This window comes from Agrobacterium sp. ES01 (assembly GCF_050320885.1).
GTDB lineage: Bacteria > Pseudomonadota > Alphaproteobacteria > Rhizobiales > Rhizobiaceae > Allorhizobium.
Map to the genome: position 1 here is coordinate 329,046 of NZ_JBNQTH010000001.1, position 20,959 is coordinate 350,004.

Annotated in this window: 22 protein-coding genes; 14 read left to right on the top strand and 8 right to left on the bottom strand. The window is 59.7% G+C overall.

Going from position 1 to position 20,959, the window contains the following annotated elements:
• The first annotated feature begins 10 nt into the window (after positions 1-10).
• The 3 genes from ACQQ2Q_RS01735 to ACQQ2Q_RS01745 all read left to right on the top strand — a co-directional run bounded on the left by ACQQ2Q_RS01735 (position 11) and on the right by ACQQ2Q_RS01745 (position 2,109).
• Positions 11-1,513 (top strand): AMP nucleosidase, encoded by a 1,503-nt coding sequence (locus ACQQ2Q_RS01735; RefSeq protein ID WP_428185294.1) that lies wholly within the window; start codon positions 11-13, stop codon positions 1,511-1,513.
• A 30-nt stretch (positions 1,514-1,543) separates the two neighbouring features.
• Complete coding sequence (locus ACQQ2Q_RS01740; RefSeq protein WP_428185295.1) at positions 1,544-1,654, top strand: type II toxin-antitoxin system VapB family antitoxin; 111 nt, start codon at positions 1,544-1,546, stop codon at positions 1,652-1,654.
• 134 nt (positions 1,655-1,788) lie between these two features.
• Positions 1,789-2,109 (top strand): hypothetical protein, encoded by a 321-nt coding sequence (locus ACQQ2Q_RS01745; RefSeq protein ID WP_428185296.1) that lies wholly within the window; start codon positions 1,789-1,791, stop codon positions 2,107-2,109.
• A gap of 84 nt (positions 2,110-2,193) precedes the next feature.
• Here the strand turns inward: ACQQ2Q_RS01745 and ACQQ2Q_RS01750 are convergent, their stop codons facing one another.
• Together ACQQ2Q_RS01750 and ACQQ2Q_RS01755 are read right to left on the bottom strand one after the other, a co-directional pair.
• The gene (locus tag ACQQ2Q_RS01750; protein ID WP_428185297.1) at positions 2,194-2,853 is read right to left on the bottom strand and encodes a LysE family translocator; all 660 of its coding nucleotides are present in this window, start codon (positions 2,851-2,853) and stop codon (positions 2,194-2,196) included.
• A 147-nt stretch (positions 2,854-3,000) separates the two neighbouring features.
• Positions 3,001-3,471: an OsmC family protein gene (locus tag ACQQ2Q_RS01755; protein WP_428185298.1), complete on the bottom strand. Its 471-nt coding sequence runs from the start codon at positions 3,469-3,471 to the stop codon at positions 3,001-3,003.
• A gap of 162 nt (positions 3,472-3,633) precedes the next feature.
• On the opposite strand from ACQQ2Q_RS01755, the gene ACQQ2Q_RS01760 reads away from it, so the two are divergent.
• The 3 genes from ACQQ2Q_RS01760 to ACQQ2Q_RS01770 all read left to right on the top strand — a co-directional run bounded on the left by ACQQ2Q_RS01760 (position 3,634) and on the right by ACQQ2Q_RS01770 (position 5,426).
• The gene (locus tag ACQQ2Q_RS01760; protein ID WP_428185299.1) at positions 3,634-4,218 is read left to right on the top strand and encodes a PadR family transcriptional regulator; all 585 of its coding nucleotides are present in this window, start codon (positions 3,634-3,636) and stop codon (positions 4,216-4,218) included.
• Between the two features lie 2 nt (positions 4,219-4,220).
• Positions 4,221-4,508 (top strand): DUF2218 domain-containing protein, encoded by a 288-nt coding sequence (locus tag ACQQ2Q_RS01765; RefSeq protein WP_428185300.1) that lies wholly within the window; start codon positions 4,221-4,223, stop codon positions 4,506-4,508.
• A gap of 129 nt (positions 4,509-4,637) precedes the next feature.
• Positions 4,638-5,426 (top strand): SDR family NAD(P)-dependent oxidoreductase, encoded by a 789-nt coding sequence (locus ACQQ2Q_RS01770; RefSeq protein ID WP_428185301.1) that lies wholly within the window; start codon positions 4,638-4,640, stop codon positions 5,424-5,426.
• A gap of 153 nt (positions 5,427-5,579) precedes the next feature.
• Here the strand turns inward: ACQQ2Q_RS01770 and ACQQ2Q_RS01775 are convergent, their stop codons facing one another.
• Positions 5,580-6,947: an aspartate aminotransferase family protein gene (locus ACQQ2Q_RS01775; protein ID WP_428185302.1), complete on the bottom strand. Its 1,368-nt coding sequence runs from the start codon at positions 6,945-6,947 to the stop codon at positions 5,580-5,582.
• 202 nt (positions 6,948-7,149) lie between these two features.
• Here ACQQ2Q_RS01775 and ACQQ2Q_RS01780 point away from each other — a divergent pair, with 202 nt between their 5' ends.
• The 5 genes from ACQQ2Q_RS01780 to ACQQ2Q_RS01800 all read left to right on the top strand — a co-directional run bounded on the left by ACQQ2Q_RS01780 (position 7,150) and on the right by ACQQ2Q_RS01800 (position 14,143).
• Positions 7,150-8,508 carry a glutamine synthetase family protein gene (locus ACQQ2Q_RS01780; protein ID WP_428185303.1) on the top strand — a complete coding sequence of 453 codons (1,359 nt, stop codon included), beginning with the start codon at positions 7,150-7,152 and terminating at the stop codon, positions 8,506-8,508.
• A gap of 332 nt (positions 8,509-8,840) precedes the next feature.
• Positions 8,841-10,436, top strand: a complete 1,596-nt coding sequence (locus ACQQ2Q_RS01785; protein WP_428185304.1) for a peptide ABC transporter substrate-binding protein — start codon at positions 8,841-8,843, stop codon at positions 10,434-10,436.
• 59 nt (positions 10,437-10,495) lie between these two features.
• Positions 10,496-11,419, top strand: a complete 924-nt coding sequence (oppB, locus tag ACQQ2Q_RS01790; protein WP_428185305.1) for an oligopeptide ABC transporter permease OppB — start codon at positions 10,496-10,498, stop codon at positions 11,417-11,419.
• Positions 11,412-12,533, top strand: a complete 1,122-nt coding sequence (locus tag ACQQ2Q_RS01795; RefSeq protein ID WP_428185306.1) for an ABC transporter permease — start codon at positions 11,412-11,414, stop codon at positions 12,531-12,533. The genes oppB and ACQQ2Q_RS01795 overlap by 8 nt, the downstream gene beginning before the upstream one ends.
• A 2-nt stretch (positions 12,534-12,535) precedes the next feature.
• On the top strand, positions 12,536-14,143 hold the full coding sequence (locus ACQQ2Q_RS01800) for an ABC transporter ATP-binding protein (protein ID WP_428185307.1): 1,608 nt from the start codon (positions 12,536-12,538) through the stop codon (positions 14,141-14,143).
• A gap of 76 nt (positions 14,144-14,219) precedes the next feature.
• Here the strand turns inward: ACQQ2Q_RS01800 and ACQQ2Q_RS01805 are convergent, their stop codons facing one another.
• The 4 genes from ACQQ2Q_RS01805 to ACQQ2Q_RS01820 all read right to left on the bottom strand — a co-directional run bounded on the left by ACQQ2Q_RS01805 (position 14,220) and on the right by ACQQ2Q_RS01820 (position 17,837).
• Positions 14,220-14,843 (bottom strand): nucleoside triphosphate hydrolase, encoded by a 624-nt coding sequence (locus ACQQ2Q_RS01805; protein WP_428185308.1) that lies wholly within the window; start codon positions 14,841-14,843, stop codon positions 14,220-14,222.
• Complete coding sequence (locus ACQQ2Q_RS01810) at positions 14,840-15,619, bottom strand: ATP-binding cassette domain-containing protein (RefSeq protein WP_428185309.1); 780 nt, start codon at positions 15,617-15,619, stop codon at positions 14,840-14,842. Before ACQQ2Q_RS01810 ends, ACQQ2Q_RS01805 begins: the two co-directional genes overlap by 4 nt.
• Positions 15,616-16,689 carry an ABC transporter permease gene (locus ACQQ2Q_RS01815; RefSeq protein ID WP_428185310.1) on the bottom strand — a complete coding sequence of 358 codons (1,074 nt, stop codon included), beginning with the start codon at positions 16,687-16,689 and terminating at the stop codon, positions 15,616-15,618. Before ACQQ2Q_RS01815 ends, ACQQ2Q_RS01810 begins: the two co-directional genes overlap by 4 nt.
• Before the next feature lie 122 nt (positions 16,690-16,811).
• The gene (locus ACQQ2Q_RS01820) at positions 16,812-17,837 is read right to left on the bottom strand and encodes a sugar ABC transporter substrate-binding protein (protein WP_428185311.1); all 1,026 of its coding nucleotides are present in this window, start codon (positions 17,835-17,837) and stop codon (positions 16,812-16,814) included.
• A gap of 236 nt (positions 17,838-18,073) precedes the next feature.
• Between ACQQ2Q_RS01820 and ACQQ2Q_RS01825 the strand changes: the two genes are divergently transcribed.
• Genes ACQQ2Q_RS01825 through ACQQ2Q_RS01835 form a run of 3 tightly spaced genes read left to right on the top strand, consistent with a single transcriptional unit; the run spans position 18,074 to position 19,959 of the window.
• Positions 18,074-19,321, top strand: a complete 1,248-nt coding sequence (locus ACQQ2Q_RS01825; protein ID WP_428185312.1) for an ROK family transcriptional regulator — start codon at positions 18,074-18,076, stop codon at positions 19,319-19,321.
• The gene (locus tag ACQQ2Q_RS01830; protein ID WP_428185313.1) at positions 19,305-19,745 is read left to right on the top strand and encodes an RbsD/FucU family protein; all 441 of its coding nucleotides are present in this window, start codon (positions 19,305-19,307) and stop codon (positions 19,743-19,745) included. The genes ACQQ2Q_RS01825 and ACQQ2Q_RS01830 overlap by 17 nt, the downstream gene beginning before the upstream one ends.
• A 10-nt stretch (positions 19,746-19,755) precedes the next feature.
• Positions 19,756-19,959 carry a hypothetical protein gene (locus ACQQ2Q_RS01835; RefSeq protein ID WP_428185314.1) on the top strand — a complete coding sequence of 68 codons (204 nt, stop codon included), beginning with the start codon at positions 19,756-19,758 and terminating at the stop codon, positions 19,957-19,959.
• A gap of 33 nt (positions 19,960-19,992) precedes the next feature.
• On the opposite strand, the gene ACQQ2Q_RS01840 is transcribed toward ACQQ2Q_RS01835, so the two are convergent.
• Positions 19,993-20,910, bottom strand: a complete 918-nt coding sequence (locus tag ACQQ2Q_RS01840) for a diacylglycerol/lipid kinase family protein (protein ID WP_428185315.1) — start codon at positions 20,908-20,910, stop codon at positions 19,993-19,995.
• Between the last annotated feature and the right edge of the window lie 49 nt (positions 20,911-20,959).

Below are 20,959 nucleotides of genomic sequence, written 5' to 3' on the forward strand. Positions count from 1 at the left end.
ATAATGGCGCATGAACACACGAATCTCACAGCCATCATCCATCAGTTTCATCAAGCCTGACGCCTACGAGCCAAAGGTATTCACGGACGCCAAGTCGGCAGTCGATGAACTGACCGCGCTTTACGAGCGCAACACCAATTTCCTGATCGACAATTTTACCGCCCTTTCCAAGGGGGCACCGATTGAAGGCCGCTACCGCGCCTTCTATCCGCAGGTCAGTATCGAGACGACCAGTTTCGGCCATATAGACTCGCGTCTGTCCTACGGGCATGTGACAGGACCGGGCGTCTACACCACCACGGTGACGAAGCCGCATCTCTTTCGCCATTACCTGAAAGAGCAGCTCGGCCTTTTGATGCGCAATCATGAAGTGCCGATCACAGTCTCTGAATCCACAACGCCCATTCCGCTGCATTTCGCCTTTGGCGAAGGAGCGCATGTGGAGGCCGATGCCTCGTCGCTCGTGGATGTGCCTTTGCGCGACCTGTTCGATACGCCCGATCTGACGACGACCGACGACGAGATCGCCAATGGCGAATATGAGCCCAAGCCCGGCGAGCCGCATCCGCTGGCGCCCTTTACTGCCCAGCGCATCGACTATTCGCTGGCCCGGCTGTCGCATTACACCGCAACCAGCGCCTCGCATTTCCAGAATTTCGTGCTGTTTACGAACTACCAGTTCTATATCGACGAGTTCTGCGCCTATGCCCGCAAGCTGATGGCCGACGGTGGCGAGGGCTATACGGCCTTTGTCGAGCCCGGCAATATCGTGACACCGGCGGGGTCTTCCCATCCGCAAGGCGATATCAACCCGCCCCGTCTGCCGCAGATGCCGGCCTATCACCTGAAGATGAAAGGCCATGCCGGGATCACCATGATCAATATCGGCGTCGGTCCCTCAAACGCCAAGACCATTACCGACCATGTGGCGGTGTTGCGCCCGCATGCCTGGCTGATGCTTGGCCATTGCGCCGGTCTTCGTAACAGCCAGCGGCTGGGCGACTACGTGCTTGCCCATGCCTATGTGCGCGAGGACCATGTTCTGGATGATGACGTGCCTGTCTGGGTGCCGATCCCGGCGCTTGCCGAAGTGCAGCTGGCGCTCGAGGACGCTGTCGAGGAAATTACCGGTTACGAGGGTTTCGAGCTGAAGCGTATCATGCGCACCGGCACGGTTGCCACCATCGACAACCGCAACTGGGAACTGCGCGACCAGCGCGGGCCGGTAAAGCGGCTGTCGCAGTCGCGCGCCATCGCGCTGGACATGGAATCGGCAACGATCGCCGCCAATGGCTTCCGCTTCCGTGTGCCCTACGGCACGCTTCTTTGCGTCTCCGACAAGCCGCTACACGGGGAGTTGAAGCTGCCCGGCATGGCGACGGCCTTCTATCGCACCCAGGTGAGCCAGCATTTGCAGATCGGCATTCGTGCGCTGCAGAAACTTGGGGCGATGAAGAAGGAAAAGCTGCATTCGCGCAAGCTCAGGAGCTTCTACGAAACCGCGTTCCAGTAAGTCGCCTTTTTAGTCCCACTGCCTTTGTGTATGATCCTGGATGTTCCATGGACAGAGGTCATGCTCATGCGGACCAATATCGAAATGGATGACGATCTGCTTGAAGAGGTCATGGCGCTGACCCGTCACGCCACCAAATAAGCGGCCGTGGACACTGCACTTCGACAACTACGCGACAAGTTGCTGGCAAGGCAGGCCCTTCTGGACCTTGGAGGAGCAGGATGGGACGGCGATCTCGATGAAATGCGCCGGATGCGCGAATTTCCCGAGGCTTCATGATGGTCGTAGACACTTCCGTCTGGATAAATTTCCTGAATGGTCGTGAAGACGATAAGGTTCAAGTTTTGCTTCACCACGACGCGCCAGATGCAATTGTCGTCGGTGATCTGATCCTGATGGAAAAGCAGCAAGGCGCCCGCATCGAGGAACGCGCGGCTTTCCTCGATGGACGATTGCGGCGTTTCAAGCTCGCGCCAATGCTTAAGTCCGGAGCTCGCCCGCAAATCCGCCTTGAACTACAGAACACTACGCCGAAAAGGACTTACAGTCCGTCGATCAACGGACGTAATCATTGGCACATCTTGCATCGAACATGACCTCCCGCTTCTGCAAGAAGGATCGCGATTTCAACATCATGCAATCCCGTCCGGGCCTGCAATGCCTGTAAGTGGCACGCCATTTCAGCCTGACACCTGGACCGCCTCCGCCGTCAGCCTTACCCCCAGCAGTCCGAGCACGAGGCCGGCTGTCCGGTCGATGAACCGCTTGCCGCGTAGATAGAGCTGCTGCGGCTTTGGTGCGGAGAAGACGAAGGCGACCACCGCGTACCAGCCCGCCTCGATGCAGAAAATCAGGGGAGGCAGGCATATCAGCATCCAGAATGGAACGTCCCTCGGCAGGAGGGCAGCAAAGACGCTGGCATAGACGATCGCGGTCTTTGGATTGGCGATCTGGACAGCGAAAGCGTGCCAGAAGGAGCGCCGAACCGATGTCGCCAGGGGCGTGTCCGCATTATCGGCCGCAAACGGCGCCGAGGCGCCGCGCCAGATCCGGATGCCGAGATAGATGAGATAGGTGCCGCCGGCGATTTTCAGGGTCAGGTAGAGCCACTCCACCTGCAGGAGCAAGGTGGCCAGGCCCGCAAGGGCGATGGTGGAAAAGAGCAATCCGCCGAGCCCCATGCCGCAGGCAGCGGCCAGCCCATGCAGGCGAGACCTCGTCACCGAGATACGGGACACGATGACGAAACTGGGGCCGGGACTGATGGCGCCGACCAGCAGGGTCCCGAGGATGGCAAGAAGCGCGGCAAAGGCTGGAAAATCGGCGGATGCGGAAGGCACGGCGCATGTTCCTTCTCAGATCAAGGTTGGCAAGTGCAATGAGGAGGCCCGGGCACCCCCGAGACTGGCCCCAAAAGCCTTGCAGCCCAGTCTGCTCTCCTTCACGACGATCGCAACCGAAAACATGTCTTCATTGTCTCCAGCCGTTCAAGCCTGCAGGATCTCCGCCTCGCATCCAATCGGGAAATTCACCGAATTGGCGATGAAGCATTTTTCGTGGGCGTCATGGTGCAGCTTCAGCGCAAGCTCCGCGTCGCCTGATGAGATCCAGATCTTCGGCTTCAGCGCGATTGCGGTGAAACGTCCACCGCCGTCCTTGTCCATTACCATCACGCCTTCGGCTGCGTCCTCGTAACGCTCGACGACGATGGCGTTGACCGAGCAGAAATGCAGGTACCAGAGCTTGTGGCAGGCCGAAACCGAGGCGACCAGCAGGTCCTCCGGGTTCCAGCGCGCGGCATCGCCCCTGAACGCAAGGTCCGATGAACCCGGAATGTCCGGCTTGCCGGCGGCGGCGATGATGTGGTCGCGGCCATAATCACGGTAGCTGCTGGTGCCACTGCCGCGATTGCCGGTCCAGGTAACGGTGAGCCGATAACGGTGCTGCTCTGTGCTCATGCCAAATTGTCCTTGTCATTCGGCCGTCACGATAGGTCAGGTGGAAGTCGGGGCCAATCCCTGCTGCCGAAGCTGCCCTCGAGAAATTTGCGTGGCACCTCTTGTCAAAACAGTCTTAAGATATATCTTAGAGACATCGAAACACATTTTAAGGATTATCCCATGAGAGGATTTCACTTTGGCCGCCACCGTTGCGGCCCAGACATGCATGCGATGCGACGCGGCCCCTTTGGCGGCTTCGACCGCGAGGAAGGACATGGCCCGGGCCGTGGACCACGCGGCGGTCGCCGGCGGATGTTCGATGGCGGAGAACTGCGGCTGGTGCTGCTGAAACTGATCGAGGAACAGCCGCGCCACGGTTACGATCTGATCAAGGAGATCGAAAGCCGCACCGGCGGTGCCTATGCACCAAGTCCCGGCGTCGTCTACCCAACAATGACATTGCTGATCGACATGGACCTGGCCGAAGAACAGGCCAGCGAAGGTGCGCGCAAGCTGTTGTCGATCACCGATGCCGGTCGTACGCATCTGGCGGAAAACGCCGTTCAGGTCGACGAGATCATGGCGCGCCTGTCCGCCCTTGGTAAAATGAGCGAGCGCACGGATGCCGCACCGGTTCGCCGGGCCATGCATAATCTGAAAGTGGTTCTGCAGGAACGCCTGTCCCATGAAAATGCGAACCGCGATCTGCAACTCGAGATCGCGCGGTTGATAGACGAGGCCGCCAGCAAGATCGAAAGGCTCTGAACATGTCGAAAGCAATCGCAACCGTTCCCACCGAAAGCGGCTGGAAATATCTGCAACAGTTGTGCAAGCACTGGGCCCACAAGCTCGATGTCGAGCTTGGCGAGCAAAAGGGCGTGGTGAAATTCCAGGAGGCAACCGCTTTCATGACCTCCAGCGAGACAGCACTTGTCGTCGAGCTGGAAGCAATGTCGGACGAAGTTCTGGAGCGCATGAAGGGCGTGGTGTCGAGCCATCTCGACCGCTTCGCCTTTCGCGAAGCGCCTTTGCCATTTGACTGGAAACCTGCCTGACACGATGCCACTCCTTTGCCGCCGGTCATCGTTTCCGGCGGCAAAGACCGGGGCATTCTGTCATCTACCCCTTGAAACGCCATCCTGATCGGCGTCTAGTCTGCCTCCGCTTGCAAGGAGGAGTATCCCATGACGACGCATCTTACATCACACCCCACCATTCCCGATCTCGCAGGCAAGGCCGTGCTCATTACCGGTGCGTCCAGCGGCATTGGCGCAGCGCTCGCCCATGGTTTTGCAGCTCAGGGCGCCCTGATCGGGCTGCATTATCATTCCAGCAGGCAGGCCGCCGACGCGATCGCGCGCGACATCGAAGACATCGGTGGCAGCGTGGAGCTGGTTCAGGCCGATGCAGCGGACAGCAAGGCGATGACGGAGGCCGTGGACAAGGTTGCCAAGGCCTTCGGAAAACTGGACGGGCTCATCAACAATGCCGGCAGCATGATCTCCCGTCTCATCTATGAAGAGATGACGGATGAACATTACGACAAGGTGATGGATGTGAATGGCCGTTCGGTTGTCTCCACCAGCCATGCAGCGCTGCCGCATCTGAAAAAACAGGGCGGTTTCATCATCAACACCACGTCTGTGGCGGCGCGCACCGGCGGAACCGCGGGATCGGGCCTCTACGGCTCGTCCAAGGCATTTGTTGCTGCTGTCACCAAGGGCATGGCGCTCGAATTCGGCAAGCACAAGATCCGCGTCAATGCAGTCGCCCCCGGTGTCATTACCACACCGTTTCAGGACCGTTACGCCCTGCCCGGCCAGCTCGATCAGGTCGCTGGCAGCGTGCCACTCGGACGAACAGGCACGGCAGAAGACTGCGTCGGCGCCTATCTGTTTCTGGCGTCCGAAACGATGGCCGGTTACATCACCGGACAGACAGTGGATGTGAATGGCGGGCAGGTCATGCCGTAAGGGCTGACCAGGGACAGGAGCATCACTTCAGCACGCAGATATGTCCCCTCACCCGTGTGCCTGCACCCTCTCCCCGCTTGCGGGGAGAGGGTTAGGGTGAAGGGCTATTCATTGCTCAGCGACGATCATTACGGCATCATCGCCCGTTAGCCCCTATTCCTTGTGATTGTCCTTCAGCCAGTCCAGTCCGTTGCGCAGTGCTTCCACGGCCTGATCGACTTCGGAATGGGAGATGATCAGCGGCGGGGAGAACAGCATGCGGTCGCCGGTGGCGCGCAGGACGACGCCTGCGTCGACGCACTGGTTGCGCACCAGCGAGCCGATCGCATCCGGCTTTTCGAAGCGGCGGCGGGTCGACTTGTCGGCGGCGATCTGGACGGCGCCCATGAGCCCGACGCAGACGGTTTCGCCGACGAGTTCATGATCTTCGAGCGAGGCGAGCGCCATCTTCAGATAAGGGCCGATATCGTCGCGAACCCGTTCGACCAGCCCCTCGTCTTCGATGATGCGCAGGTTCTCGATGGCAGCGGCTGCCGACACCGGATGACCGGAATAGGTATAGCCATGGTAAAAATCGCCAACCTCCTCGATCATCACCTTGGCCACGCGCTCGGAGACCAGCACTCCGCCGATGGGCAGGTAGCCCGATGACAGGCCCTTGGCGATGGGTGCGAGGTCCGGCTGGAAATCGTAATACTGATGGCCAAACCATGTGCCCAGACGACCGAAACCGCAGATCACTTCATCGGCAACCAGAAGAATGTCGTATTTGGCCGCGATGCGCTTGATTTCCGGCCAATAGGTGGATGGCGGGACGATGATACCGCCTGCGCCCTGGATCGGCTCTGCCGCGAAGGCCGCCACATTGTCCTCGCCCAGTTCCAGGATCTTGTCTTCGAGTTCCCGCGCCACCTTCAGACCGAATTCCTCAGGAGACAGATCGCCGCCTTCTGCATACCAGTAAGGCTGGCCGATATGGACCACGCCGGGGATCGGCAGCTGGCCCTGCTCGTGCATGCTCTTCATGCCACCGAGCGAAGCGCCAGCGACCGTCGAACCGTGATAGCCGTTCTTGCGGGCAATGACGGTGGTCTTGGTCGGCTTGCCCAGCGCCTTCCAGTAGACGCGCGCCATGCGGAACCAGGTATCGGAGGCCTCGGAACCGGAATTGGTGAAGAACACATGCTGCAGGTTGGGGCCGCTATGGCTGGCAATCTTTTGCGCCAGAAGCGTCGTCGGCTGCGTCGTGGTGCCGAAAAAGGTGTTGTAATAGGGCAGTTCCTGCATCTGCGCATAGGCAGCCTCGGCAATGGACTTGCGACCGTAACCCACATTCACGCACCAGAGACCGGCGAAGGCGTCGATATATTTCTTGCCGGTCGAATCCCAGATATTGCAGCCATCGGCACTGCTGATGATCCTGGTGCCGTCCGCATTGAGCTTCTTCATGTCGGAGAAGGGATGCAGGTGATGGGCAGCATCGATGGCGGCGAGATTGGAAAGCGTCGGTTTCTGGTTCATGTGGTTATTCCCCTGCAGCAAGCGCAAACATGCAAGCGGAGCGGGCCCATCTCCCCCTCCGTGCTGCTTACCCTTGCCTGATTGAAAGGCGTCTGGTTATCGGCTACGAACATGACCGCCCGAATTCGGTTTGGCAAGGGTGTGCGTCATCCACACGCTGCGACCAAATCGTTTCTCCTCAACATGCGAGACAAGCCGTTTCATGACCCAATCCATCAAGGCCGACGACACCCATGCCGCCGATACATCTGCCCGCGTCGAGCTGCTGCTCGTGGGCATGAACGGTGATCTCAGGGGCAAGATGATCCCGCTCTCGGCGGAGAAAAAAGTCTGGGCCGGCGAAGTCCGTTTGCCATCGTCCACGCAGTCGCTGGATATCTGGGGCGACGACAACGACGATCTGACAGGGCTGTCCATCAGCGCCGGCGACCCGGACGGCCTTTGCATTCCAGACAAGCGCAGCCACGCAGCCATGCCCTGGGCTCCAAAGGGCTCGAGCCAGGTGCTGGCCACCATGCATGAGATGAACGGTCAGCCGAGCTTCATGGATCCACGCGCCATTCTGGCAAAGGTGCTCGACCGTTTTGCCGAGCGCGGGCTGACGCCGGTCGTTGCAACCGAGCTCGAATTTTACGTGGTCGAGGATGACTGGCGCGAGACCGGCAAGCCGATGCCGCCAAAGGCCTTGAACTATCGCGGCGAGCCCAACGGTTTCCAGCTCTATGACATGACCGCGGCGGCTTCGATGGAGGGCTTCCTGTCGACCCTGCGCGGCTATGCCGATGCCATGGGTCTGCCGGCGGATGCGACGACCGCGGAATTCGGCCCCGGACAGTTCGAGATCAACCTTCTGCACCGTCCCGATGCGCTGGCAGCTGCCGACGACTGTATCTATCTGAAGCGGGCTGCCGACTATGCCGCCCGCCGCCACGGGCTGAAATCCACCTGCATGGCCAAGCCCTATATGGATCAGGCGGGCTCCGGCCTGCATGTGCATTGCAGTATCCTCGATCGAGACGGCAACAATATTCTCGACGCCAAGGGCGGCGATCCGGTGAAGCTGAAATCCGTCGTTGCGGGTATGCTCAACACCATGCGCGATGCCCAGCTCGTGTTTGCGCCCTTTGCCAATTCCTATCGACGGTTCCAGCCGGGCTCGTTTGCGCCTGTCGATATCGACTGGGGTTTTGGCCACCGCGGTACTGCCATCCGCATTCCCGACAAGGACGGTCCAGCCGCCCGTGTCGAGCACCGGGTGGCCGGTGCAGACGTCAATCCCTACCTGCTGCTGAGCGCCATCCTTGGCGGTATGCTTCTGGGCTTGGACGAAACGCTCGATCCCGGCCCCGCAACCGAGCCCGGCAAGGATCCGGTCGGCGGCAAGCGCCTCACCCACGACTTCCTGACGGCGGTTGAAGAATTTTCGGCTTCACCCTTCATCAAGGATGTGTTCGGCGAGGCCTATCAGGACCTTTATGGCGTGACCAAGCGCAAGGAAGCGCTCCTGTTCCTGCAAACGGTTTCGAGCTTCGATTACCAGACCTATCTGCCGCGCATCTAAGCCTCGGCCCAGTACCTTTATCGACCAGATTGAAGGGCCTGCCAGAATATGGCACGGCCCTTTATCCTTAGGGGTTTGGTGACGTTTTGGCGCAAGACGGTGCGCACCTTCCCCCGCTATCAACAGCCGCGACATCTTGGCGCGACAGGAAAATTCTCTTCGCTACAATTATACGCACACTTATTGCGTTAAACCATACGATTTCATTCCAATGCGTGCGTCGATGCATATTTACGCAACTTTAGCGTCGTGCTTCATTTTTAGCCTATTGCATCCAAAGCGGTTTTGGCCTTTTTTGCAGGTTCCGTCACGCCTCAAAGGGGAGAAAAAAAATGACGATCATAAGCAAATTCGCAACAACCGGCCTGCTACTGGGCACAATCATGCTCGGCGCCAGCCCAGCCCTTGCAGAAGCCGTTCTGCATCGCGGCAATTCGGGCGAGCCGACGTCGCTCGATCCGGCCCATATTTCGATCAATATCGAAGGCTTCATCATTTATGACCTCTTCGAGGGCCTGACGATTTTCGGCCCCGATGGCAAGCTGCAGCCAGGCGCTGCCGAAAAGTGGGACGTATCGGAAGACGGTACCGTCTACACCTTCCACATCCGTGACAACGCCAAGTGGTCTGACGGGACGGATGTCACCGCCGGCGATTTCGAATTCGCCATGCGGCGCGTCGAAGACCCGAAGACGGCTGCCGAATACGCAACCATCCTCTACCCGATCAAGAACGCCGAGGAAGTCAACACCGGCAAGGTGCCGGTCGAAGAACTGGGCGTGAAGGCGATCGACGACAAGACACTCGAGATCACTCTCAAGCAGTCCACCCCCTTCTTCCTGCAGCTGATGGCACACTACACAGCGCTGCCGATCAGCAAGGCAAACTACGAAAAGTTTGGCGACCAGTTCGTCAAGCCAGGCAACATGGTCGGCAACGGCGCCTTCAAGCTTGAAGCCCATGTCCCGAACGACAGCCTGACGACCGTCAAGAACGAAAACTACTGGGACGCTGCAAACGTCAAGCTCGACAAGGTCATCTTCTATCCGATCGAAGACGACGCTGCTGCGATCCGTCGCTTTGAAGCCGGTGAACTCGACACCGTCTACAACTTCTCCGCCGACCAGATTGAGCGTCTGCGCGAAAACTATGGCGACCAGGTTCACGTCAGCCCATCGCTGTCGACCTATTACTACGCCTTCGACATGCGCAACCCGCCTTATGACGACGTCAAGGTCCGCACGGCGCTCTCGATGTCTGTCGACCGCGACTTCCTGACCCAGGAAATCTTCTCCGGCGCCTATCTGCCAACCTATTCGGTTGTCCCTCCAGGCATGGAAGGCTATACGCAGGCCAAGCCAGACTGGGCCGACCTGTCGCAGATCGACCGCGAAGACAAGGCTGTCGAGTTGATGAAGGAAGCCGGTTACGGTGAAGGCGGCAAGCCGCTCAACATCTCGATCCGCTACAACACCAACACCAACCACGAGCGCGTGGCTACCGCCATCGCCGATATGTGGAAGAACGTGTTCGGTGCCAATGTCTCGCTGCAGAACCTCGACGTTGCCTCGCACTACGCCTATCTCAAGCAGGGCGGCAAGTTCGACGTCGCACGCGCTGGCTGGGCCGCTGACTATGCGGATCCGGAAAACTTCCTGTTCCTGATGCTGAGCGACAATGCGACCTTCAACTACTCGCATTACGACAACAAGGGCTTCGACAAGCTCGTCGATGACTCCTACGGCGTACAGGATCAGGCAAAGCGTATGGAAATGCTGCATGATGCAGAGCAGATGGTGGTCAATGACCAGCCGATCGCTCCATTCATGAACCAGGCCGAGCTGTGGATGGTCTCCAAGCGCGTGTCCGGTTGGCAGGACAATGCGGTCAACGATCACCGCTCCAAGTTCTTCAGCCTTTCCGAGTAACCCCAACACTGGAGATGGACGCGCGATCGCAAACACGGTCGCGCGTTCATTGTTAGCACATGCTGAGCTTCGTCTTTAGAAGACTGATGAGTGCAATTCCGACATTGTTCCTCGTCATCACGATCTCCTTCTTCCTGATCCGGGTCGCTCCAGGCGGTCCGTTCGATCTGGAACGCCCCCTGCCCCCGCAGACGATGGAGCTTCTCAACGCGACCTATCACCTCAATGATCCGCTGTGGCAGCAATATGTCAGCTATATCGGCAACGCCATTCGCGGTGATTTCGGTCCGTCCTTTGTCTACAAGGACAATACGGTTTCGGAACTGATCGCCAAGGCCCTGCCCTATTCGCTTGAAGTCGGCTCCATTGCCATTCTTCTGGCCCTGTTCGGCGGTGTCCTGCTCGGCACGATCGCGGCCCTTCGCCAGAACGGCGCCATCGATTTCGGCCTGATGAGCTTTGCCACCATCGGCGTCACCATTCCGAACTTCGTCATGGGTCCTGTTCTCACCCTTATTTTCGCTTTGATGCTGAGCTGGCTGCCAGCCGGCGGCTGGGGCACGGGTTCGCCCTATTATCTGGCCCTGCCGATTACCGTCCTGGCTCTGCCGCAGCTTGCCGTCTTTGCCCGCCTGACCCGTGGCTCGATGATTGAAGCGCTCAACACCGACCATATCCGCACGACCCGCGCCTATGGTCTGCCGCCGCGCGTTGTCGTCGTCACCCATGCCTTGCGCGGTGCGATGTTGCCGGTGATCTCCTATCTCGGCCCGGCAGCTGCTGCCCTTTTGACCGGGTCTGCCGTCGTCGAGACCATTTTCACCATTCCCGGCATCGGCCGCTTCTTCGTGATCGGCGCGCTTAACCGCGATTACCCCCTCGTCATGGCGACGGTGGTCCTGGTTGCCGTGTTCGTGATCGTCTTCAACCTACTGGTCGACATTGCCTATGGCCTGCTCGATCCGAGGGTCCGCCATGACTGATATGACAGAAACTCCAAAGGAAGTGGCCGGACGCAGCCTCGGCCAGCTTGCCTGGCTGCGCTTCCGCCGCAACAAGCCCGCGATGGCCGGCACCATCATGCTGTTGCTGATTGCCGCCTTCTCCTATCTCGGCCCGTTCTTCGTGCCGCACAGCTACGATCAGGTGTTTTCGTCTTACGTGACGGTCGCACCGAGCCTCGATCCAAGGCCCGACCCGGCCAGTCTTCAGGATGTGGCTGAATCGGCGGCACGGCGCGCGCGCGTCACCGTCTCCAGCTTCGAGGTCGAGAACGGCGATTTCACCGCGACGATCACCTCCACCAAGCCGATCGACGAGCGGACCATCCGCTACTTCAACCGTGTCAACGAGTTCCGCGACACGAAAATCGCCGAAACGGCCCCGGACCAGCTCTCCATGGTGCTGACCGGTCATGTCGATCAGGAATATTTCCCCTTCGGCACAGACACCAACGGACGTGACCTTCTGGTGCGCGTGATGCTGGGCGGACAGATCTCGATTGCCGTCGGTATCGCCGCCTCCCTGGTCTCGCTCGGTATCGGCGTGATCTATGGTGCGACATCCGGCTATCTTGGCGGCCGTGTCGACAACGTCATGATGCGTATTGTCGAAATCCTCTATTCACTGCCCTTCGTCTTTCTCGTGGTGGTGATGGTGGTGTTCTTCGGCAGATCGATCGTTCTGATCTTCATTGTCATCGGCGCGGTGCAATGGCTGGAAATGGCCCGTATCGTGCGTGGCCAGACCCTGTCGCTCAAACGCCGTGAATTCGTCGGCGCGGCACAGGCGCTGGGGCTCACCGACTGGCAGATCATCCGTCGTCACATCATTCCCAACACCATCGGGCCGGTGATCGTGTTCGTCACCGTCGTGGTGCCGCATGTGATCCTGACCGAAAGCTTCCTGTCCTTCCTGGGTCTCGGCGTTCAGGCGCCGCTGGCCAGCTGGGGTTCGCTCATCTCGGAGGGTGCTGCCAACATGCAGAGCGCTCCGTGGCTGCTGATCTTCCCGTCCGTCTTCTTCGTCATCACGCTGTTCTCTTTGAACTTCGTTGGCGATGGCCTGCGTGACGCGCTCGACCCGAAGGACCGATAAGCATGGACAACAAAAGCAACAACGAGACCGTGCTGTCCGTCAAGGATCTGAAGGTGACTTTCGAGACACCGGACGGTCAGGTGGAAGCGGTCAAGGGCACCTCATTCGAGGTCAAGAAGGGCGAGACGCTTGCCATCGTCGGTGAATCCGGCTCGGGCAAGAGCCAGACCATGATGGGCATCATGGGCCTGCTGGCCAAGAACGGCAGCGCCACCGGTTCCGCCGTCTATGGCGGCATGGACATGATCGGACAGCCGATCAAGGCACTCAACACGGTGCGCGGTTCCAAGATCACCATGATCTTCCAGGAACCGATGACCTCGCTCGATCCGCTCTACCGTATCGGCAAGCAGATCGCAGAACCGATCATGTTTCACCGGGGTCTCAGCAAGGCGGATGCCCGTGCGCGTGTTCTCGAACTGCTGAAGCTCGTCGGCATTCCCGACCCGGAACGCCGGATCGACAGCTATCCGCATGAAATGTCGGGCGGCCAGCGCCAGCGCGTGATGATCGCCATGGCGCTTGCCAATGATCCGGACCTGTTGATTGCCGATGAGCCGACAACGGCTCTGGACGTGACCATTCAGGCGCAGATCCTCGAACTGCTGGCAGACCTGCAGAAGCGTTTCGGCATGGCCATCGTGCTGATCACCCACGATCTGGGTGTGGTGAAGCATGTGGCTGACCGCGTGGTTGTGATGCGCAAGGGCGAGATCGTGGAACAGGGAAGCCGCGACGCGATCTTCAACGATGCCCAGCATGAATATACCAAGATGCTGCTGGCGGCCGAACCGACCGGGACCAAAATCCCCCCGCCGGAAGGTTCGCCCGTCATTCTGGATGCCCGCGATGTGATCGTGGATTTCGATATCGGCAAGGGCATGTTCTTCAAATCGAGCGAAGTATTCCGCGCGGTCGATCATGTGAATGTCACCCTGCGGCGAGGCCAGACGATCGGCGTTGTCGGCGAGTCCGGTTCGGGCAAATCGACGCTTGGCCGTGCGTTGCTGAGGCTGCTGCACTCCGATGGAGCCTACCGGTTCGGGACGACGGATATTTCCGGACTGGACAGAACCGAGATGCGGCCCTATCGCAAGGCGCTGCAGCTGGTCTTCCAGGACCCCTATGGTTCGCTGTCGCCGCGCCAGACGGTGGGTGACACCATTACCGAAGGTCTGTTCGTGCACGAGCCGCAGTTGACGCGGGCCGAGCGCGATGTACGGGCCATTGCGGCCCTGAAGGAAGTGGGCCTCGATCCGGCTGCACGCAACCGCTATCCGCACGAGTTTTCCGGCGGACAGCGCCAGCGTATCGCCATTGCCCGTTCCATCATCCTGAAGCCGGAAGTGATCGTACTCGACGAGCCGACATCGGCGCTGGACCGCTCGGTGCAACGCCAGGTGATCGAGCTTCTGCGTGACCTGCAGGACAAGCACAATCTGTCCTACATCTTCATCAGCCACGATCTTTCCGTGGTTCGGGCGATGTCCGACGAGGTGATCGTGATGAAGAGCGGCAAGATCGTCGAGCAGGGTCAGACGGAACAGATCTTCGACGCGCCGCGCGAGGATTATACCAAGTCACTGATCGCGGCGGCGTTTGCGCACTGACATGAATGCAAAACGGCGGCCCTCGGGCCGCCGTTTTTGATTTGGGACCATGGCGCAGTGCCCGCATGCATGCGCCTCAAAAACCCTCGATCCTCAGATCCGGCTTCAGGCTTTCCTCGATCACCAGCTTGCCGTTCGGCAGGTCGTTGCCGTAGAGCTTCCACTCGATACCGGCCTCATCGAGCTTGTAGCCGGTCCAGCGTTCGGTCAGGCGGCGGGTGAGTTCGTCGATGGACGGGGCGACGAGGATGGAGAAATCGAACAGAGGTGCCAGAGCGTTCCAGGGCGCGCGGTCGAGGAGGATATAGTTTCCCTCGACCAGAATGATCCGGTCTTCCGGCACAATGGCGCGGGCCGCGCAGATGGCAAGTTCCCGGTCGCGGTCGAACACCGGCACCAGCACCTCGCCCCCGGCCCGCACAGCCTTGACGATATCGATGAAACCGCGCGCATCGAAGGTTTCCGGCGCGCCCTTGCGTTTCAAAAGGCCGCGCTCCTCCAGAATGCCGTTATCCATATGGAAGCCATCCATGGGCAGGATGGCGCAGCCTTCGCCCCTGGCCTGCAAGGCAGAGTTCAGCCGTTCGGCAAGCGTCGACTTGCCGGCACCCGGCGGACCGGCAATGGCCACAATGAAACGCCGGGCATCCCCTGCCCGGCGCTGTATGTCATCAGCAATGTGTTCAACCGTAACAGTCACGCAGCGATTTCCATTCCCGGCGGCTCCTTGGCGCCTGTCATGAAGGCGACCGCATCCGACATGGTATAATCCTTCGGATCGATGACGCATAGGCGCTTGCCCAGCCGGTGGACATGGACGCGGTCTGCGACCTCGAACACATGCGGCATGTTGTGGGAGATCAGGATGATCGGAATGCCGCGCGATTTCACATCCTGGATCAGTTCCAGAACGCGGCGGGATTCCTTGACGCCGAGCGCGGCCGTCGGCTCGTCGAGAATGATCACCTTGGAGCCGAAGGCCGCAGCGCGGGCAACGGCAACACCTTGCCTTTGGCCACCCGAGAGCGTTTCCACTGCCTGGTTGATATTCTGGATGGTCATCAATCCCAGTTCAGTCAGCTTCTCTCTGGCAAATTTTTCCATGGCCGGACGGTCGAGCTGGCGAAGCACCTTGCCCATGAAACCCGGCTTGCGGATTTCGCGGCCCATGAACATGTTGTCGGCAATCGAGAGCGCCGGCGACATGGCGAGTGTCTGGTAAACGGTCTCGATCCCGGCTTCGCGCGCATCGTTAGGCGAGGCGAAGTCCAGCGGCTTTCCGTTCATCAGGATTTCGCCGGAATCCGGAATGACCGCGCCGGAGATCGCCTTGATGAGGGTCGATTTGCCGGCGCCGTTATCGCCGATCACGGCGAGGATTTCGCCGGGATAGAGGTCGAAGTCGCAGTTGTCGAGGGCAACGACCTTGCCGTAGCGCTTGACGAGGTTGCGTGCTTTCAAGAGGGGCTCGCTCATGCCGATACCTTTCTGATCCACTGGTCAACCGCAACGGCGGCGATGATGAGGACACCGATCAGGAGATAGGTCCACTGGGCGTCTGCGCCGAGCAGGCGAAGACCGAGGGTAAAGACGCCGACGATCAGCGCCCCGAACAGCGTGCCGAGAATGGAGCCGCGTCCGCCAAAGAGCGAGATGCCGCCGATCACCACGGCCGTGATGGATTCGATGTTGGAGAGCTGGCCAGAGGTCGGAGACACCGAACCGATGCGGCCGATCAGCGCCCAGCCGGCAAAGGCACAGATGATGCCCGACAGCGTGTAGACGGAAATCAGGACGGCCTTGACGTTGACGCCCGACAGTTCTGCGGCTTCGGGATCGTCGCCCACGGCATAGACATGGCGACCCCAGGCGGTATGGCGCAGCACATAGGCCAGCAACAGCATCAACAGCACCATGAAGAGAACGCCATAGGTAAAGACGGCGCCACCGACCGAAAACTTGTTGCCGAAGAACTGCAGGAATGGCGCCTGCGTCTCGATGTCCTGGGCGCGGATGGTCTCGTTGGCGGAATAGAGGAAGTTGGTGGCGAGCACGATCTGCCACATGCCAAGCGTCACGATGAAGGGCGGAAGCTTGATGCGGGCGACGAGGAAACCGTTGATGAAGCCACAGGCCGCACCGCATAGCAGACCGCAGAAGACGGCGATGCCCGGCGGGAAGCCGTAGCGGAAGGCGAACTGGCCCATGACGACCGAACTCAGCACCATGATGGCACCAACCGAGAGATCGATACCGGCCGTCAGGATGACCACGCTTTGTGCGGCCGCCACAATGCCGACGATCTGCACCTGTTGCAGGATCAGGGTGAGTGCGAAGGGCGAAAAGAACTTCGAGCCCAGAAGCAGGCCGAAGACGACGATCGACATCACCAGAACAATGAACGGAACCAGCGAGGGTGCCTGATGCAGCCTGTGCTGCAGGATTTCGATGAAGCCCTGGCGACCGTGCTGGAACTCTGCGACGGTTGAGGGACTTGTGGCGAGCGAGGACTCGTAGTCCTGTCCCTTGGAAACGGTATTGGTCATGCTCCTCCCCTTCCGGCTAGCGGATACCAATGTGCTTGTCAGACACAGAATGGACGCCTGGAGCGCCTCTTAATTGAGGGAGCCGCATTGCGGCCCCCTCGTACTGGAAGAACGCGTTCCGCTTAGCCCCAGCAGAGCTTCTTGCCTTCTTCGACCGAGATGGATTCAACGCCATCGACGGCCTGGTCCGTGACCAGGGACACGCCGGTATCGAAGAAATCCTTGCCTTCGGTCAGAGCCGGCATGGTGCCGTCCTTGGCAAAGGCTGCAATTGCTTCGATGCCCTTGGAGGCCATCAGCAGCGGATATTGCTGCGAGGTCGCGCCGATGACACCTTCCTCGACATTCTTGACGCCCGGGCAACCACCATCGACGGAGACGATGGTGACGTCGCCTTCACGGCCGATTGACTTCAGGGCTTCATAGGCGCCGGCTGCCGCCGGTTCATTGATGGTGTAGACCACATTGATCATCGGATCCTTGGCGAGAAGGTTTTCCATGGCCTTGCGACCCCCTTCTTCGTTACCGGCCGTCACGTCATGACCGACAACACGCGGATCGGTTTCATCGCCCCACTTGTTGGGGTCGCCGAGATCGATGCCAAAGCCCTGCAGGAAGCCCTGGTCGCGCAGCACGCCGACGGTTGGCTGGCTGACGGCAAGGTCGAGCATGGCAATCTTGGCGTTGTCGGCATCTGCACCGAGCTTGGCCTTGGCCCATTGGCCGATCAGTTCACCGGCCTTGAAATTGTCGGTGGCAAAGGTTGCGTTTGCGGCATCGATCGGATTGAGCGGCGTGTCGAGCGCGATCACGACCATGCCGGCATCGCGGGCCTGCTTGACCGAAGAGACGATGGACGACGTATCGGATGCGGTGATCAGGATACCCTTGGCGCCATCGGCGATGCAGGTTTCGATGGCCTGAACCTGTGTCTCGTGGTCGCCGTCGATCTTGCCGGCGAAGGTTTTCAGGTCAACGCCCAGTTCCTTTGCCTTGGCTTCAGCGCCTTCCTTCATCTTGACGAAGAAGGGGTTTGTATCTGTCTTGGTGATGAGGCAGGCGGTGACGTCGGCAGCGCTTGCCGGAGCGGCGAAAACGACGCCCATTGCCAGAGCTGCCAAGGATGCGGCGACAAATGATTTCTTCATGACTTCCTCCCGATTGATACCGGCCTCCTGCGTGCCAGCTTAGTCAAAAATTCCCGGATTTCCTCAAATCCAGAGGACGAAACGTTTGCGTCCGCCCTACTCCACGGCGCCATTTAGAACATTAGGTTTTCCTTCTGTCAATAAATAAATCCATTTGATTTATTAATCCAATGTGACATGGTGTGAACAGGGTGGCGTAAGGAGGCTGCTTTAATCGGGCCGGAGGAGGAACGGCGATGACTTTGACCGACAACCAGCCGAAACAGGACGAAACCGCGAGCTATGCCAGCATGGCCGGCGGCGCCAATCAGGTGCGTGTGCGCGCCTATAACGAACGTCTCGTGCTGTCTGTCGTGCGATTGCATCCCGGTGTCTCGAAGGCGGAGATCGCCAGGCGAACGGGGCTTTCCGCACAAACCGTGTCGGTCATCATGCGGGCGCTGGAAAAAGATCATCTGCTGATGCGCGGCGAACCGGTGCGCGGCAAGGTCGGCCAGCCTTCGGTTCCCATGCATCTCAATCCGGATGCGGTCTATTCCTATGGGGTGAAGATCGGACGACGCAGTGCGGATCTGGTGCTGATGGACTTCGTCGGCGAGATCCGGCTCAATCGCCATCGCACCTATGGCTACCCCTCGCCCGGGGAAATTCTGGAATTTGTCACCGAAGGCATCGCCGAGATCGAGGCAAGCCTGTCGCGGGCACAACGGGGCAATATTGCCGGCATCGGCATATCCGCGCCGTTCGAATTGTGGAACTGGGCAGGCGAAGTGGGTGCGCCGCAAAGCGTGATGGATCAGTGGCGCGGCTTTGACCTGCAGGCCCAGATCGCCCAACGGGTGGACTATCCGGTATTCCTGCAGAACGATGCGACCAGCGCCTGCGGGGCCGAGCTCGTTTTCGGGGTCGGACCGCGCTATCCCGATTTCGTCTATTTCTACATCGGCTCGTTTATCGGCGGTGGCGTGGTGTTGAACTCTGCTTTGTTTGTCGGACGGACCGGAACCGCGGGCGCGACAGGCCCCTTGCCCGTGCGCAACAAGAACGGCGAGACCGTGCAGTTGTTGCAGATCGCCTCGATTTTCATGCTGGAGCGCATGCTGCGCGAACGCGGCATCGATTCGCAGCCGCTCTGGTACAGCGCCGATCAGTGGATCGATTTTGGCGAACCGCTTGAAAACTGGATCCGCGACAGCGCAGCCGCCCTTGCCCAGGCAATCGTCGCTGCCTGTTCCATCATCGACTTTTCCGCAGCCGTCATCGATGGCGGCTTTCCCGCATGGGTGCGCGAGCGGCTTGTCAAGGCAACCCACGAGGAGATCGACAAGCTCAATGTCCAGGGCATTGTCTATCCCGAAATTGTCGAGGGTGCCGTCGGCGCACAGGCGCGTGCCATTGGCGGGGCCAGCCTGCCCATCTTCGCCCGCTATCTCACAGACCAGACCGTACTGTTCAAGGAAATCGATAATGCTGAAGGGAATTGACCCCATCCTCAGTCCAGATCTGCTCGCCACCTTGCGAGCCATGGGACATGGCGATGAAATCGCCGTCGTTGACGGCAACTATCCCGCGCTGGAGCATGGGCGACGCCTGATCCGGCTGGATGGCCTTGCCATCGTCCCGGTGATCAACGCGATCCTGTCGGTGCTGCCGGTCGATGACTTTGTCGAAGAAGCACTCTTTCGCTCGACCGTCGGGGCGGATGCAGAGCGTCTGGACCCCGTGCATGACGAACTTCTCGGCTGCTGTCGGCTTCACGTGCCGCAAATTGAGGTGGTGCCGCTGGTGGGGCCTGCCTTCTATGACCGGGTGAAACGCGCGCACACCGTCGTGCAGACCGGCGAGCCGCGGCTTTACGCCAATATGATCATTCGCAAGGGCGTGATCTACCCGGCAACGGCCCACTGAAATCTGCCGATTGCGAGGCATTGCGGGTGCGGCCCTCAGTTCGGCACGCGTCGAATGGGCCAGCCCTGTCGCCGCTTCATTTCCGTCCGATGATGCGTTCAAGATCTCCGACTTCTCGGCAGCGCGTGAAGCAAAATCTGTCACGATTGCCGATGGCTCCAATGACATAGACGGCCGGTCTCAAAACCGCCGTGTCGAGATCAAGCTGGAATAGACCTGTCCGGTGAATGCACGGGGCCTCGATCGATCAGTCGACCGGATCCTGCGGCTCAGGCGCCAGAACCTTCAGCTCGCCGGGATGAATGCTGATCTCCAGCTTCGGCGGCAGGTGCAGCAATTCACCGTCGACCACGGCGAGCGTATGTCTGGACCGGGAGAATTCGAGGGTGACGCTGTTTGCGGTCTTCGCATGCACGGCCTCGTTTTCCTTCAGCCGGCCGCGGATGATGTCGATGGCAAGTTTCAGTGCGCCGGACGGTTTGAGTGCGTCGGCAAGATAAACACCAAGATGCCCACCCGCCGGATTTTCGGCAAACATCAGCGGATTATTGCCAAAGCTGTTGTTGGATACCGAAACCGCCGAAACGCGAGACCTTTCCTTTTGACCGTCATGGTCGATATCGAGCGCCACCTCAAACCGTGGCGGACGTCCAATGACGCTCAAAGCCGCCTGAACGCTGGCCCGCATTTTTCCCAGTCGCGAGGCAAATTCCATCTTGTCGCGCAGCCTGACCATGCGCGCATGGAGACCGGCCGAGAACTGATGGACAAAGGGGCGGTCGCCTACGGTTGCGATATCCACAGCGCGGATCTTGGCCTTGGCCAACACATCGAGAACGGCCCAGATATCGAGGGGAAGTCCGAGCGCGCGCGCAAACAGGTTCATGGTGCCGGCGGGGATAACGCCGAGCGGCAGACCCGCTTTCCACGCGATACCGGCGGCAGCGGAGATCGTTCCGTCGCCACCGCCCGCGAGAATGGCCTCAATACCAGGTTCCTGGGCTGCTTTTTCCAGTGCATCGACGATCTCGGCACCGGCCACCACGCGGCATTCGATGTCATGCCCGGCACGGGCAAAGGCCTCGGTCGCCCTGGCGCAATAGTCATCCATGTCGGTCGTCTTGAACGTGCCGCCATCGCGATTGAAAACGGCTTTAATCTTCATGGATGATGCGACCCTCGTTGAAAAAATTGACGAACCCAATGCAACTCAA